Genomic DNA, 14,940 nt, shown 5'->3' with positions numbered 1-14,940 from the left:
TCAAAAGAAGAACCCGCGCCGGAGCGCGGGTTCCATACTTTCACCGTAGGTGCTTCGGTCAGCTCTGGCCGCCTGACACCAGGGAGGTGATGCGGCGGACGGTGGCACGGCGGTTGGCCCGTTCGGCGCCGTCGGTCTCGACCTTGAGGTAGCGCTCGCCATAGCCCTGCGTGGTGAGGTTCTCCGGCGGGATGTCGTAGAACTCGGTCAACAGGTCGGCGATGGTACCGGCGCGCTCGTCGGAGAGGACGAGGTTGGATTCGTCCGAGCCGACCGCGTCGGTGTGACCCTCGATGAGGAAGGTCTCGCCCGGGTTGCGGGCAAGGATCTTCTTCATCGCTTCGGCCACCTTGCCGAGCGAGCCGACCTGATCGCGGCCGAGCTGGGCCGAGCCGGTCTCGAAGGTCAGGTCACCGATCTCGACGCGGCGGACGGTGTCGCGGATACGGGCCGAACGCTTCACTTCATCGACGGTGTAGACGCGGGCGGCCTTTTCCAGCGGCGGTTCGCTGAGGAAGCGCTCAATATCGGCCTCGTCGGAGCGCTCGCTGTAGAGCACATAGTCGTCCACCGGGATCGGCAGGTAGAACGGCGGCAGCTCGTCGCCCGGATCGCGCCAGTCGTCGTCCCGACGGTCGTCGGGGGAGAAGACCAGGATGATGCGAGTGCCGTCGGGCAGCACCTTCACGCGGCGGATGATTTCGCCATAGCGGTTCCATACGGTCACAACACGCGTGCCATCCGACCGGATGACGGTCTGGCGATAGCGGCCGTTGTCGAGCTCTTCATAATAGACCTCGTCGCCGCGGCCGATGCGGTCGCGATCCTTGTACGGGGTGAAGATGTCGATGTTGATGCCGATGTTGATGATCAGCCGGTCGCCATCCTTCTTGGCCTCCTGCGCGGCAGGCGGCGCTTCCGGGGCCGGGAGCTGGTCGACGCGCTTGCCCTCGGTAGCAACGGCCGCCTCAACCTCCTCGGCCGGCGGCGGTGCCTGGGTCTGGGCCTCGGCATCGGTGGCTGGCGGCGGAGCTTCGGCGGCAGGCGGCTGGGCAGGAGCGGGCTGTTCGGCGCCGGCCTCCGCAGCATCCTTGGCGCTGTCGAGCACCGGGGCGGCCGGGGCGTCAGGCGTCTCCTGATCGGGGACCACTTCGAGCGGCTGACCGGACTGGTCGGTCGCCGGAGCCTCGCCCGGCTGGGCCGGTTCGGCGGGCGTTGCGGGTTCGGCAGGTGCGACCGGAGCCGGCGCACCGCCCATCAGCGCCAGGCACTCGTCGAGTGACTGGATGCCGAGACGGTTGCATTCGGCGAGGAAGGCGGCCTCGGCGGTAGCCTTGGCGTTGGCATCACCGCCGGAACCGGCGGAGACGTAGGCCTCGAACGCGGCGATCAGCGCCGGATCGCTGGCCGGCGACTGTTCAGCGGGAGCTGCAGGCTGCTCCACGGGAGCGGCAGGCTGCTCCGCGGGAGCGGCGGGCTGTTCGGCAGCAGGCGGCTCGGCGGGTTGTTCAGCAGCCGGGGCCGGCTCTGCTGGAGCAGGCTGTTCAGCGGGAGCGGCCGGTTCCTCAGCCGGGGGAGGTGCCGGTTCTTCAGCAGGAGCCGCTGGCTCCTCGGCTGGCGGCGCGGGCTCTTCAGCCGGTGGCGCGGCTTCTTCGGCGGGCGGCGCAGGCTGCTCGACTGTGGCGGCGCCTGTGGCGATGGCGATACATTGTTGCAGGTCGGGTGCGCCGATGCGTTGGCATTCGGCAAGGAAGGCTGCTTCGGCCGCAGCCTTGGCGTCGGCATCATCCCCGCTCTGGGCCTCGACATAGGCATTGTAGGCCGCTGTCAGCCCCGCATCCTGCCCCAGGGCAGTGAGGGGGAGTAGCGAGAGCATGCAAAGGCTCGTGGTGGTAAGCAATAAGCGCTTGAGCTGCATTGTTTTCTCCATTCTTCTTGTGATGCAACAGCCAACCCGCCCTGAACTGGCGCAGGGGACCCAACGAGTGCGAGCGCCATTTGTTCCGGACACGGAGATATTGGTCGCGGGGACGTGGCGGCATTGCGCGGGATGGCTCGGTCGCGTAAACCGCTCGCCGCCAGCACCAGAGCCCAGACATGCGCGACACCCTTATCGGCGCCCTGCCCCCTGCCCTCGTCGAGGATGCGGTCCGTCGCGCCCTTTCTGAAGACCTTGGACTTGCAGGCGATCTCACTTCACTGGCGACGATCCCGGCGGGCGCCGTGGCCACGGCAACTCTTTCGGCGCGTGAGGCCGGGGTCATCGCCGGGTTGCCGGTGGCGCTCGAGGTGTTCCGGCAGCTGGGTGGCGCGGTGTCGTTCGATCCCCAGCTGGCCGACGGGGCCGCGGTGAGCAAAGGCGACATCGTTGCGGTCGTATCGGGCGATGCACGGCAGTTGCTGGCCGGTGAGCGCACGGCGCTCAATTTCCTGAATCATCTCAGCGGCATCGCCGCACATACGCATAAGTTTGTAGAAGCAGTGGCCGGGACCGGGGCGCGCATCTGCGATACGCGCAAGACCACGCCGGGGCTCCGGGCATTCGAGAAATATGCGGTGCGTTGCGGCGGCGGCGCGAACCACCGTTACGCATTGAGCGACGCCATCCTGATCAAGGATAACCACATCGCGGTGGCGGGCGGGGCCGGCAAGGCCTATCGGGCGGCGCGAGCAGCCGCGGGGCATCTGGTGGCGATCGAGATCGAGGTGACCAGCCTCGACGAATTGGCAGAGGTGCTGGAGGCCGGCGCGACGATCGTCATGCTCGACAACATGGATAACCAGCCGCTGCGGGCGGCGGTGAAGCTGAGCGACGGACGGGCGCGGCTCGAGGCTTCGGGCGGGGTGACGCTGGAGCGGGTGCGCGGCATCGCCGAGACCGGGGTCGACTACATCTCATCGAGCCAGATCACCATGGGCGCCAGGCCGCTGGACCTCGGCCTGGATGTCGAAATCCAATGAGCATGCCACTTGCCGAACTGATGAACCGTGCCGCGATCGCGGCAGCCGAAGTGATCCTCGAGGTCTACCGACGCCCGGTGGTGGCAATGGAGAAAGCCGACGGCTCGCCGGTGACGGAGGCTGACCAGCGGGCCGAGACGATCATCCTCGAGGCTCTCGCTGAGACCGGCCTGCCGGTGCTGGCCGAGGAGAGCGTGGCGGCGGGACGGATCCCCGAGCTGGGGGCGCGCTACTTCGTGGTCGACCCACTCGACGGCACCAAGGAGTTCTTGAAGCGCAACGGCGAGTTCACCGTGAACATCGCCTATTGCGAGGATGGGCATCCGGTGAGCGGCGTGGTGCTGGCGCCGGCAACGGGCGAGATTTACTGGGGCGGGCCGGACGGGGCGTTTGCCGGGCGCGTCGTCGGCGGCAGTGTCGAGGGCGTCGAGCCGCTGCAGGTGGCCGAGGCCGAGCATCCGCTGCGCATTGTCGCCAGCCGCTCACACGGACATGCCGCGCTGGCCGAACTCTGCGACACACTCGAGGTGGCTGAGGACGTCTCGGTCGGCTCGTCGCTGAAGTTCTGCCTGCTGGCCAAAGGCGCCGCACAGCTTTACCCGCGATTTACCCCAACTTCGGAATGGGACACCGCGGCGGGGCAGGCAGTGCTGCAAGCTGCGGGTGGTGTGGTACTGGGAATGGACGGGTTGCCGCTCACCTGCGGACACCGGGACGACAAGTTCCTCAATGCCTGGTTCGTGGCCGCAGCCAGCCAGAAACTGGCCTTGCGGGCCCTTGCCGAGATGCTGCGGCTTACCGGCGCCTGACGGAAACCGTTAGTATTCAAACGGTTGGCCATGAAGAAAATGCATGGCAGCCCCTCTTCCAGCCCTTGTTGCGCTTTTTTCCGGCTCCATATATAGGCCCGGCATATGCTGGTCCGTTATATACCAGCCGGATAGGAAGCCAATGAACGTCAGAACCATCTGCCTTGCCATCCTCTATGATGGCGACGCGACTGGATATGAGATCCGAAAGCTCTCCGTTGAAGGGGAGTATTCGTATTTCATCGACGCCAGCTATGGGGCGATCTATCCGTCGCTTGCGCGCCTCGAACAGGAAAAGCTGGTCACGGCGCGCGTTGAACAGCAGGACGGCAAGCCCGCCAAGAAGATCTATTCGATCACACCGGCCGGCCGCGCTGCGTTCATTCAGTCGATGTTCGAGAAGCTTGGCGAAGACGAGTTCCGCAGCGAGTTTCTGCTGTTCCTGCGCTTCGCCTCGGAACTCCCGCAATCGCTGGTCGAGCAGCGGCTGAACGAACGAATCGTCGAGATCGACGCGACGCTCGCCGACTTCGACCGGCTCAAACAACAACACAACCACCCCGGAGACGCCTGGGTCATCGATTACGGGCGGACTTGTATGCAAGCGGCTCGTGACTACATCGAGGCGCACGGGGATGAACTGATAGCGCTGGCCCGTCCCGATAGGGACGACGCTGCAGCTGCGGAATAGAGGGTATCAGAATGCGTGCGATCGTTTCTTACGGCGTTGCCGGCGCCATTGTCATTGCCGGGGCCTTGTGGCTCGGCAGCGGCGTTTTCGTGGCCGGCGGCAATGGCCCCGGTAACGGCGAAAAGCCGATTGTCTCGTTCTTCAGCAAGGACGCCGAGGGCGCCGAGACGACGCATCACGTCGCCGAGGGGGCGGTCGATCCGGCGCTGACGATTGCCGAGCGCGTCGCCGAGAGCAGCGGCGCTTCGGCGCCGGCCCAGTCGGTGCGTACCGAAACCTACGCGATGCAGGCCATGCCGGTGGAAGTGCCGCTGCGCGGCCGCACCAAGGCCAAGACCGTGACCAGCATCACCCCCGAGACTTCGGGCGTGGTGACAGCGGTGAACGTCACCAAGGGCCAGGCGGTGAAGGCCGGCGACATTATCTGCACGCTTGAAGAGGGTACGCGGGCAGCCGCGGTGGCGCAGGCAGAGGCCGCGCTGGCGCAGGCGCAGAATGCCTACGACTCCAACAAGGCGCTGCGCGACAAGGGTCTCGCCGCCAACAATACGGGCATCGTCGCGGAGGCCGCCCTGCGGCAGGCACAGACGGCGTTCGATCAGGCCAAGCAGGAATTCGACCGCGCAAAGGTGACCACCAAGGTCGCCGGTATCGTGCAGGATCCGGTGGCGACGGTGGGCAGCGTGCTGAGCCCCGGCCAGCCGTGCGCCACGGTGGTCGAACTCGACCCGATGCTGTTCGTCGCCAATGTGCCGGAGGCCCGCATCGCGCGTGCCGAGCTGGGGCTGGCGGCAAGCGTCGAGACGGTGACTGGCCAGAAGGTCGAGGGCAAGGTGAGCTACATCGCCTCGCTCGCCGACGAAGCCACGCGGTCGTTCCCGGTCGAGATCGAGATCCCGAACGCCGACGGCAAGGTGCTGTCGGGCGTGACGGCGACGGCCACGGTCACCATGGGCACGGTGCCGGCGCACCTGCTGCCGCAGTCGGTGCTGACGCTGAATGACGAGGGCACGCTCGGTATCCGCTCGGTCAAGGACGGCGTCGTTGAGTTCTACCCCGTGACGATCATCTCGGACTCCCGCGAGGGCGTCTGGGTCACGGGCCTGCCCCCGACGGTCGATGTGATCACGATGGGTCAGGAGTATGTCGTGCCGGGTCAGAAGGTCAACGCGACCAACGTTACGGGCAAGCCGGAATCGGTTGAGGCCGAGACCGCCGCTGAAGGGGTGCACTCATGATGAATTTCCTCGAACGCGTCCTGCGCATGCCGCGGGTCGTGTTGACGGTGATGGCTTTGCTGCTGTTCGCCGGTTTCAGCGCGTACATGTCGTTGCCCAAGGAGAGCTTCCCGGCCATCGACATCCCGTATTTCTACGTCTCGACCAGTCAGACCGGCGTCTCTCCGCGTGACGCGGAGCGGCTGCTGGCCAAGCCGATCGAGGATCGCGTCAAGGACATCGACGGACTCAAGAATTACACCTCGACCGCAACGACCGGTCATGCCTCGGTGTTCCTCGAGTTCGACGTGAACGCCAATAGCGACAAGGCGCTGGCGGACATCCGCGCCAAGCTCGACGGCGTCGCCTCGGAACTTCCCGAGGACGCGACGGAGCCGTCGGTGACGGAGATCTCGTTCACCAACCAGCCTTCGATCTCGGTGGCGCTCTACGGCAACGTGCCGGAGCGGGCCCTGGTGCAGAGCGCCAAGGATCTGCAGGACCGGCTCGAAGAAATCCCGACCGTGCAGAGCGTGACCATTTCCGGGTCGCGCGACGAGATGCTGGCGGTGACCATCGATATGAGCCGCCTCGAGGCCTATAACCTCACGGCCGGCGAACTGCTGGATGCACTGGCCAAGAATAACATGGTGGTGCCCGGCGGTACGCTCGACACCGGCCGCGGTTCGTTCAACGTCGAAGTGCCCGGCCTCATCACCAATGCGCAGGATGTCTACTCGCTGCCGATCAAGGCCGATGGCGACAATGTCGTCACCTTCGGCGACGTGGCGACGATCACCCGCACATTCCAGGACGCCACCCAGTACGCCCACGTCAACGGACAGCCGGCGATCACCCTGGGGGTGATCAAGGAGCTCGGGACCAACGTCATCGATGTTTCCGATCAGGTGCGCGCCGTTACCACCGAGTTCGTCAAGGACTGGCCGGCCGGTATCCAGCATAGCTTCCTGATCGATCAGGCCGACACCACCAAGAACCTGTTCCGTTCGCTCGAAGCCGCGGTGCTGACTGCTGTGGCGCTGGTGATGGTCACCTGCGTCGCGACGCTGGGTGTCCGCCCTGCCCTGATGATCGGTACGTCGATCCCGATCTCGTTCATGATCGCGTTCCTCATCGTGCAGATGCTCGGCATGACCATCAACATGATGATCATGTTCGGCCTGGTGCTGGCGGTGGGCGTGCTCGTCGACGATCCAATCGTAGTGGTGGAGTACGCCGAACGAAAGCTGCAGGAGGGTGTCTCAAAGAAGGAGGCATTCATCCTCGCGGCGCGCAAGATGTTCGTGCCGGTGGTTTCGGCCACTTTCACGACGCTGGGCGCGTTCGTGCCGCTGCTGTTCTGGCCGGGCATCATCGGCAAGTTCATGAGCTACCTGCCGATCATCGTGATCGTGGTGATGTGCGCCTCGCTGCTCTCGGCGCTGGTGTTCATGCCGGTGATCGGCGCGATCATCGCCTCGAGCCATGTCGACCCCAAGGCCAAGGAAGCCGCTGATGTCGTCATGTACCCGGACAAGTTCGACGTGAAGAAGGTGAAGGGGCCGACGGGCGTCTATGTGCGCACGCTGCAGCACCTGATCCGGCATCCGATCCTGTCGCTGCTGGCGGGCTTCACCGTCGTCGGCTTCATGTTCTACGCCTACATCGCCAACCCGACCGGCATGGAAGCTTTCCCCGCTTCCGAGGCCGAGTTCGGCACGGTCAATGTGATCGCCCGCGGCAACTATTCGCCGGTCGAGATCCGCGACATGCTGGCCGAGGTGGAGACGCAGATCCTGCAGGTGCAGGGCGTGCAGGACTCGATCATGACCTTCTCGGGTGGTGGTGGCGACGGCTTCTCGAGCGGCGGTCCGCCGGACACCATCGGGCAGTTCAACCTGCAGCTGCAGCCGTGGAACGAGCGCGTCAAAGCCACCGAGATCTTCCAGAACATCCGTGACCGGGTGAAGGATATCTCGGGCCTCGAAGTGCAGATCGCGGCGCAGGAAAACGGCCCGCCGGCCGGCAAGGCGATCAACCTGACGGTCGAAAGCACGGTTTACTCCGACTTGACGCCGGTGGTCACCAAGCTGCGCAACTATGTGGAGAACCAGCTCGGCGACACCATCGACGTGGAAGACGGCCGTCCCTCGCCCGGCATCGACTGGGAAGTGACGATCGACCGCGTGGCCGCGGCCAAGTACGGCATCGGCGTGCGTGAACTTTCGCCCTATGTGCAGCTAGTCACCTCGGGTGTGAAGCTCGGCTCGTACCGGCCGGATGACGCCGATGACGAACTGGATATCCGCGTCCGCCTGCCGCTCGATGAGCGCAGCTTCGACAGCCTCGACTCGCTGCGGATCGTCACGGCCCAGGGTCTGGTGCCGGTGTCGAACTTCATCAAGCGCGAAGCTGTGCCGAAGGTCGCCAATATCAGCCGCAAGAACGGCGTCTACGTCATGGGCGTGGCGGCGAACCTTGCACCGGGCGTGGCGGCAGATGCCAAAATCGCCCAGCTCAAGGAATGGGTGGCGACGCAGGACATCCCGGCGACGACCAAGATCGCCTTCGGCGGTGCCGACGAGCAGATCGGCGATACCAATGCCTTCATCATGCAGGCACTGGCAGCCGCGCTGTTCATCATCTTCCTGGTGCTGCTGCTCGAGTACAACAGCTTCTACCAGGTGCTGGTGACGCTCTCGACCGTGGTCATGTCGCTCGCCGGCGTGATGCTGGGCATGACCATCACCGGGATGAGCTTCTCGGCGATCATGACCGGCCTCGGCATCGTGGCGTTGGCAGGCATCGTGGTGAAGAACGGTATCGTGCTGATCGACACCTACAACCACTACAACCGTGGTGATGGAGTGGAGCCGACCAAGGCGATGCTGATCACTGCTGCCCAGCGCGTGCGGCCGGTGCTGCTCACCGCTACGGTGACGGCGCTTGGCGTGATCCCGATGGCGGTGAACGTCGAGTTCGACTTCATCCGGCGCGAGATCGTCTGGGGCGGCCTTGCCGGTTCGTGGTTCACCCACCTGTCGGCAGCCCTGGTTTCGGGCCTGTTCGTCTCGACCGCCCTCACCCTGGTGATGGTGCCGGTGATGATCACCGCGCCGAGCGTCATCCGCCAGGGCTGGATCGGCCGGCTATTCGGTGCGGTGTTCGGAGCGATCGGCAACGCCATCGCCTGGCCGTTCCGGGCGATCTTCGGTGGGCGCAAGCACACCGCCGTCACGCCGGAAGGCGAGACGGTCGAGATCCCGGCCGACATCGACAGCTCGAAGCGGTTCATCAAGACCGAAGGTTCGGGCCTCGTCGAAACCGAGCAGGACGGCGTCACGGTGGTCAGCCGCCAGGCTGCCGAATAAGCCGAACAACACGACAAGAATTGAGAAGGCCCGGAGCGATCCGGGCCTTTTCGTTTGGGCTGTAGGCTAAGCGGTAGCGCGGTACCGAGCGAGCGCCGCCCGCCCTGCCCTCCAGGCAACGGCCAGACCGAGGCTGACGCTGAAGCCGAGGGCGATCATCAGCAGGGAGTGGCGGCCGAAGCCGAGATTGCCAGCGAGGACCTTTAGGACCAGCAGGTGGATCAGGTAGGCGCCGAAGGTGGCCTGGCCAAGGGTCGACCAGAGGGGGTTCGTCAGCTCGATGCGCATGAACAGGCCGGCGACCGAGAGGGCGTAACCGAGGGTCGCGAGCGAGTAGTCGTGGCCGAGGGCGTAGCGGCCGACGACGAAATAGCCTTCGGCGAGATGGAGGACTGCGAAGGCGACCAAAGCTGCGATGATGGCCGGGATCGGCCAGCCGACGAGCGCGGCGCGGTGGCGGCGCAGCAAGATGCCGGCGACGAGGAAGACCGGGGCGAAGAACAGCCCGTTGCGATCCATCCAGAATGGGAAGCCGTGACCGAACAACGGTCGTGAGTAAGCGCCGATGATGGTGCCGATAAGGTAGAGCCCGAGCGCAATGGCCAGGGTCCAGCGCAGGCCGGTGAACTTCATCAGCGTCGCGACGACGGCGCTGCCGAGCACCAGGGCAGGCAGGAACCACAGGTGGAAAGCCGGCCCGCCGGACCACAACAGCAGAAGCAGACCAGCGGGCGTTGGCTCGAAGCCAAGGCGGCCCCCCTCGAGCAGGCGCAGCGCGATGGTGAGGGCGAGGATGATGGCGAAGGCCGGCATCACCCGACGCGCCACCTTGCCGGCCAGCCGCAGCGGGGCGGCAAGGTCGGCATCCTTCCAGAAGTAGGCCGACATCAGGAAAAACACCGGCACGGCGAAGCGGCTCAGTTCGTCGACCACGAAGCCGAAGGGCTTGTTGTCGGCAAAGCCGCCACCGGCGACATGCAATGTCACGATGCCGAACAGGCTGAGGACGCGCAGGGCGTCGAGCGAGGCGTTGCGGGAGGATGCTGAGGTCATTGGCCGACGCTGTGATGGTGGGACGCAACGAATTGGTCAAGGGGCGGGTTGCATTTGCGCCGGAGCGTAGGGCCTACCCCACCCAGGTACGCGACGGTGCCGGCTTCGCCCGAACCTGCTTCGCTACCCTCCCCACAAGGGGGAGGGAGAATGCCGGTGCCGCGATGTGGAGGTTGTCGTCTCCTTCCCCCTTGTGGGGAGGATCAAGGGTGGGGGTGGCCGCAGCCTCGATGGATCGGGCGCTACCGGAACGCGTGCACCAGCCAATTGTCGCCGTCGAACGCCGTCGGCGCGACGGCAGGCTCGTAGGCGGACAGCGCCCTGCCCCAGAACGCCAGCGCCGTCCAGTTCGACTGCAGAACCGCCACGTGCCACGGGCCGGAATGCCGGACGAACAACTGCCTGGTAGCCTCAGCGCCGAGGCCTTGTCGACGATAGGGGCGGAGCACGAAGAACTCGGCCATGAACCAGCAATCGGCGCGTCCGGTGATCGGGCAACCCCGGATGACGAGAACAAAGCCGGCAAGCTCTCCGTTCGCGTAGAGCAAATACGGATGCTGCCAGAAGCGATCTAGGAAATCGTAGGTGTAGCGGCCATCGGGCTCGAGCGGCCAGGGATGCTCCGACGCCATATCGTAGAGATAAAGCTGCATTAGCCGCTCGATGATGGGGCGCTCGCTATCGGCTGCCTTGCGAACCTCTAGCGCCACTCTCCTACTCCGCCGCAGGCAGGCCGCGCTTGACGAAGCCTTCCGGGTCGTTGGCGACGCGCTGCATGCGTTCTTCGGCCTCGCTGGCTTCGCGCTGGCGGTTCCACATCTGGGCGTAGAGCCCCTGCTTGACCAGCAGGCGATGATGGGTGCCGCGCTCGGCGATCTGGCCGTCGCGCAGCACGATGATCTCGTCGGCATTGACGACGGTCGAGAGCCGGTGGGCGATGACCAGCGTGGTGCGGTTGGCCGAGACCACGTCGAGGGCGGATTTGATGTCTTCCTCGGTCTTGCTGTCCAGCGCCGAGGTGGCCTCGTCGAGGATGAGGATCGGCGGGCCCTTCAGAATGGTACGGGCGATGGCGACGCGCTGCTTTTCGCCACCCGAAAGCTTCAGGCCGCGTTCGCCGACGGGGGTGTCATAGCCCTTGGGCAGGCTCTCGATGAAATGGCCGATCTGCGCCAGCTCCGCCGCCTTTCGCACCTCGGCTTCGGTCGCGTCGGGACGGCCGTAGCAGATGTTGTAGGCGATGGTGTCGTTGAACAGCACGGTATCCTGCGGGACCATGCCGATGGCGGCGCGCAGACTCTCCTGCGTGACGTCGCGCAGGTCCTGACCATCGATGGTGATCTTGCCCTCGATGACATCGTAGAAGCGATAAAGCAGCCGCGAGATGGTGGATTTGCCGGCGCCCGATGGCCCGACCACCGCGATGGTCTTGCCGGCGGGCACTTCGAAGCTGATGCCCTTCAGGATCGGGCGATCGGCGTCGTAGTGGAATTTTACGTCGTCGAACTTCACCACCGGACCGGTGACATTGAGCGGCTTGGCGTCCGGCTTGTCCTGAATCTCGGGCGCGCGATCGAGCAGCTTGAACATCTCTTCGATGTCGGTGAGGCCCTGGCGGATTTCGCGATAGACGAAGCCGATGAAGTTGAGCGGCCGGTAGATCTGCATCAGGAAGGTGTTGAGCAGCACGAAATCGCCCAGCGTCAGCGTGCGGTTCATCACCCCGAGCACCGCCATGATCAGGATGATCACCGTGCCGGCATAAAAGATCAGCGCCTGGCCGAAATTGAGGAAGCCGAGCGAGGTCCAGATGCGGACCGCGGAGCGCTCGTACTTTTCCATCGAGGCATCGAAGCGCTGGGCCTCCATCTTCTCGTTGGCGAAGTACTTCACCGTCTCGAAGTTGAGCAGGCTGTCGATGGCCTTGCCGTTGGCGTCGGTGTCGCTGTCGTTCATGTCGCGGCGAATGGCGATGCGCCAGTTCGAGGCCTTGATGGTGAACCACAGGTAGAGCCAGACGGTGACGACCAGCACGCTCAGATAGCTGACGCCGAACATGACGATGAAGATGACGCCGGTGATGACGAACTCGACCAGCGTCGGGGCGGTGTTGAGCATCGTGAAGCGCACGATGGTCTCGATGCCCTTGGTGCCGCGCTCGATGACCCGGCTCAAGCCGCCGGTGCGGCGGGCGAGATGGAAGCGCAGCGACAATCTGTGCAGGTGCTCGAAAGTCTGGAGCGCCAGCTTGCGCACGGCGTGCTGGCCGACCGAAGCGAACAGCACGTCGCGCAGCTGCTGGAAGCCGGCATCGATGATGTTGCCGACGCCGAAGGCGACGACCAGCACGATCGGGATGGCGACGCCCATGACCAGCGCCGTGTCGGGTGTGGTGCCATCGAGACTGTCGATGATCCACTTGTAAACGAAGGGGATCAGCGTGGTCGCGACCTTCGACACCAGCAGGGCGCCGATGGCAAGAATGACGCGCCACTTCAGGTCGGGACGGCCCTCGGGCCACATGTAGCCCCAGAGGTTTCGTACAGTGGCAAGCAGGCCACCCTCCTCCGCGCTAACGGTGGGGCGCTTGGTTGCCTCATCGGCGGATGACATCAGGCGAGCTCTTTGACCGGGTGATCGGTTAGGCCGGTGAACAAGCCGGTGCAGGCGATGCCGAAATCGGCGAGGCGATCGGCGCGCAGCGAGTAGCAGTTGCGCGTGCCCTTGGGGTGGCGCTCGACCAGACCGGCGTCGAGCAGCACCTTGATGTGCTGGCTGACGGTGGATTGGGCCAGCGACAGGTTCTGCGTGACATCGGTGCAGCAGCAATCGCCCGCACGCTGGGCGGCGAGGATGCGCAGGATGTTGAGCCGGACGGGGTGTCCGAGGGCCCGCATCACATTGGCGATGTCGTCGTCATGCATCGGGTTCATCGTTATTCAGCGATAAAAGATCGGCCTCGCCAAGGCAAGGCGAAACCACCTGCCTGACTGGGCAGTTGAACGGGATTTGCGGCAGTACCCTGTCAGGGAATGGTCAGTCGTCGGTGACCAGTGGCAGATCGAAGATCTGGCCGGGGAAGATCCGCGAGGGGCGGCGGATCAGCTCGCGATTGGCGTGAAAGATGGTGCGGTAGTGGATGCCGTGGCCGTAGTAGCGGCGGGCGATGCTCCAGAGCGAATCGCCATGGCGGATGATGGCCTTGCCAACGTTGTAGCGACCCTCATCCGGATCGCCGAAAGGCAGCAGGCGGAGGATGGTGACGGGCTGACCCGGAGATTGAGCCGGTTCCGACGCGCGAACGTCGAACTGGGCAAGCAACGCGGGCGCATCGGGCGTCGGGAGGGTGATCGTCGACGGCTCATCGGCGCCTGCCTCGGCTGGTGGCAGAGTGGTCGGCTGCAGGGCGGATGGGGCCAGAATTTCGACTGAGGCGGACTCTTCCCGGGGAACCACGGTCGCCAGGGGCGGCAGCGGCTCGGGTTCGGCCTGGGGCTCGATGGCCGCAATGTCGGGCTCCGGCGCAACCGCTGCTGTGGGCGCCGGATCGATCACCAGCGCCGGCTCGGCGACGGGCTCGCTCGCCGGAACAGCAGCGGTGACCGATGGCTTGTTGTCGGCGAATTCCGCAGGTGCGGAGCTACCGGGCGGCGCGGCGGCCAGGGTGGCAGGGGCTGGTTTGGGTTGTGGCGCCGGGGCGACGCCGCTACCGAGGTCCGGGGTTTCCTCAGGGCGCTCGTCGGGCGGGGCGCCGCCATCGGGCAGCTCGATCTCGACGGTGATGGCGGCGACGCCCAGCAGCTTGCCGGTGTCAGGTTCGATGGCTTCGACGCGCAGCTCGCGGCGGGGGCTGTCGAGCAGGTTGCTGCCTTCGACCAGCCACCTGCCGGCTTCGACCGGGCTCTCACCGATCAGCTCGCCATCGGCATAGAGGCGCATCAGCGCGCCGGCCGGGCCGGAGCCGGAAACGAAGCTCCTGATGCCATCGAGCTCAATGGCGTCGATGGTGGGAGCAAGGACGACCGGAGCAGCGATGGTCGGCGCGGGAGGTCGCGAGCCGGCCGGCTCGGCGTTGGCGACCACAAGGGGCGCCTCGGGCGGGGAGGTAGCGGCAGGCACGGCCGGCTCAGGCTGTGAAGCCGCAACTGGCGGCGTGGCAGGCTCGGACGGCGTGGCTGCCGGTGCGGCTGGCTCCGGCTTAGCCGCGAGCTCAGCGGCGCCGGTTGCGGGCTCCTCGATCTGGTCCGGCGTTTCGACCTGTGTCGCCGACGCTTCCGCCTCGAGCGGAAGCGCCTCAGTGTCCTGCGGCTCGGACGGGACGCTCCAGTTCAGGGCGGTGTCGTCGGGCCTCAATGGCACAGGCTCGGTGGCGGGGACTTTCGGCTTGAACGGCGTGGGTACATCAGGCTCCGGTTCGGCGGCTGCCATTTCGAGAGGCGCGGGGGCAGCGGCTGCGGGCTGCGTTGCCGTCGGAGCAGGTTCGGCGGGGGCCGCCGCGACAGGCTGCACAGGTTTGGCGGTCGGAGCCGGAGCCTCGATGGGTTGGGGCGGGACGACCGCAGGCTCGACCGTCGGCGCTTCAAGCGGCCCTCCCGCTGCGGCCGGAGCTTCGGTCTCGGCCACCACGGTTGCCGGTGGAGCCGGGGCCTCGCCGGGCGCCGTCTCTGCGACCTGCCCCGGAATGGTGCCGGGGAGGTCGAACTTGCGGTCGGCCATGTCGCGGAGGCAGGTGACGACGCCGCGCGGATCGGCCGAGCAGGCGTTGACCACGGGGAGGCCGATGACGCCGAGGACAACAGCCAGCGTCACCCCGGCGGCGCCGAGGGCGAGCAGCAAAG

Annotated in this window: 11 protein-coding genes; 5 read left to right on the top strand and 6 right to left on the bottom strand. The window is 65.8% G+C overall.

Annotated elements, in window-relative coordinates:
• Positions 1-58 precede the first annotated feature (58 nt).
• The gene (locus tag ASC89_RS10500; protein ID WP_156384566.1) at positions 59-1,876 is read right to left on the bottom strand and encodes an OmpA family protein; all 1,818 of its coding nucleotides are present in this window, start codon (positions 1,874-1,876) and stop codon (positions 59-61) included.
• 221 nt (positions 1,877-2,097) lie between these two features.
• On the opposite strand from ASC89_RS10500, the gene nadC reads away from it, so the two are divergent.
• From nadC to ASC89_RS10470, 5 genes are all read left to right on the top strand, one after another.
• Positions 2,098-2,961 carry a carboxylating nicotinate-nucleotide diphosphorylase gene (nadC, locus tag ASC89_RS10490; RefSeq protein ID WP_055997414.1) on the top strand — a complete coding sequence of 288 codons (864 nt, stop codon included), beginning with the start codon at positions 2,098-2,100 and terminating at the stop codon, positions 2,959-2,961.
• Positions 2,958-3,770, top strand: coding sequence for a 3'(2'),5'-bisphosphate nucleotidase CysQ (gene cysQ, locus ASC89_RS10485; RefSeq protein WP_055997412.1), 813 nt, complete (start codon positions 2,958-2,960; stop codon positions 3,768-3,770). The genes nadC and cysQ overlap by 4 nt, the downstream gene beginning before the upstream one ends.
• 142 nt (positions 3,771-3,912) lie before the next feature.
• Entirely contained in the window at positions 3,913-4,461 is a 549-nt protein-coding gene (locus ASC89_RS10480) for a PadR family transcriptional regulator (RefSeq protein ID WP_055997409.1), read from the top strand.
• An 11-nt stretch (positions 4,462-4,472) separates the two neighbouring features.
• Positions 4,473-5,699: an efflux RND transporter periplasmic adaptor subunit gene (locus ASC89_RS10475; RefSeq protein ID WP_055879524.1), complete on the top strand. Its 1,227-nt coding sequence runs from the start codon at positions 4,473-4,475 to the stop codon at positions 5,697-5,699.
• A complete protein-coding gene (locus ASC89_RS10470) occupies positions 5,696-9,049 on the top strand; it encodes an efflux RND transporter permease subunit (RefSeq protein WP_082533286.1) in 3,354 nt (1,117 codons plus the stop codon). Before ASC89_RS10475 ends, ASC89_RS10470 begins: the two co-directional genes overlap by 4 nt.
• Positions 9,050-9,115: 66 nt before the next feature.
• Here ASC89_RS10470 and ASC89_RS10465 read toward each other — a convergent pair whose 3' ends face one another.
• The 5 genes from ASC89_RS10465 to ASC89_RS10445 all read right to left on the bottom strand — a co-directional run bounded on the left by ASC89_RS10465 (position 9,116) and on the right by ASC89_RS10445 (position 14,938).
• Positions 9,116-10,102, bottom strand: coding sequence for an acyltransferase (locus ASC89_RS10465; RefSeq protein WP_055997403.1), 987 nt, complete (start codon positions 10,100-10,102; stop codon positions 9,116-9,118).
• Between the two features lie 242 nt (positions 10,103-10,344).
• Positions 10,345-10,812, bottom strand: a complete 468-nt coding sequence (locus ASC89_RS10460) for a GNAT family N-acetyltransferase (protein WP_055997400.1) — start codon at positions 10,810-10,812, stop codon at positions 10,345-10,347.
• A 4-nt stretch (positions 10,813-10,816) separates the two neighbouring features.
• The gene (locus ASC89_RS10455; protein ID WP_055997397.1) at positions 10,817-12,715 is read right to left on the bottom strand and encodes an ABC transporter ATP-binding protein/permease; all 1,899 of its coding nucleotides are present in this window, start codon (positions 12,713-12,715) and stop codon (positions 10,817-10,819) included.
• Positions 12,715-13,026, bottom strand: a complete 312-nt coding sequence (locus ASC89_RS10450; protein WP_244488434.1) for a helix-turn-helix transcriptional regulator — start codon at positions 13,024-13,026, stop codon at positions 12,715-12,717. Before ASC89_RS10450 ends, ASC89_RS10455 begins: the two co-directional genes overlap by 1 nt.
• 112 nt (positions 13,027-13,138) lie before the next feature.
• Positions 13,139-14,938 (bottom strand): LysM peptidoglycan-binding domain-containing protein, encoded by a 1,800-nt coding sequence (locus tag ASC89_RS10445; protein WP_055997394.1) that lies wholly within the window; start codon positions 14,936-14,938, stop codon positions 13,139-13,141.
• Between the last annotated feature and the right edge of the window lie 2 nt (positions 14,939-14,940).

It is taken from the genome of Devosia sp. Root413D1, from assembly GCF_001425235.1.
GTDB lineage: Bacteria > Pseudomonadota > Alphaproteobacteria > Rhizobiales > Devosiaceae > Devosia_A.
Note: the sequence above shows the minus strand (reverse complement) of the source record. Positions and strands in the feature narration are given on the sequence as shown.

Excerpts from the sequence above, each read along its gene's own strand:
- nadC (WP_055997414.1), top strand. The coding sequence starts at position 2,098 with ATGCGCGACACCCTTATCGGCGCCCTGCCCCCTGCCCTCGTCGAGGAT.
- ASC89_RS10450 (WP_244488434.1), bottom strand. The coding sequence starts at position 13,026 with ATGCATGACGACGACATCGCCAATGTGATGCGGGCCCTCGGACACCCC.
- ASC89_RS10480 (WP_055997409.1), top strand. The coding sequence starts at position 3,913 with ATGAACGTCAGAACCATCTGCCTTGCCATCCTCTATGATGGCGACGCG.
- ASC89_RS10455 (WP_055997397.1), bottom strand. The coding sequence starts at position 12,715 with ATGTCATCCGCCGATGAGGCAACCAAGCGCCCCACCGTTAGCGCGGAG.
- ASC89_RS10470 (WP_082533286.1), top strand. The coding sequence starts at position 5,696 with ATGATGAATTTCCTCGAACGCGTCCTGCGCATGCCGCGGGTCGTGTTG.
- cysQ (WP_055997412.1), top strand. The coding sequence starts at position 2,958 with ATGAGCATGCCACTTGCCGAACTGATGAACCGTGCCGCGATCGCGGCA.
- ASC89_RS10500 (WP_156384566.1), bottom strand. The coding sequence starts at position 1,876 with ATGCTCTCGCTACTCCCCCTCACTGCCCTGGGGCAGGATGCGGGGCTG.
- ASC89_RS10475 (WP_055879524.1), top strand. The coding sequence starts at position 4,473 with ATGCGTGCGATCGTTTCTTACGGCGTTGCCGGCGCCATTGTCATTGCC.
- ASC89_RS10465 (WP_055997403.1), bottom strand. The coding sequence starts at position 10,102 with ATGACCTCAGCATCCTCCCGCAACGCCTCGCTCGACGCCCTGCGCGTC.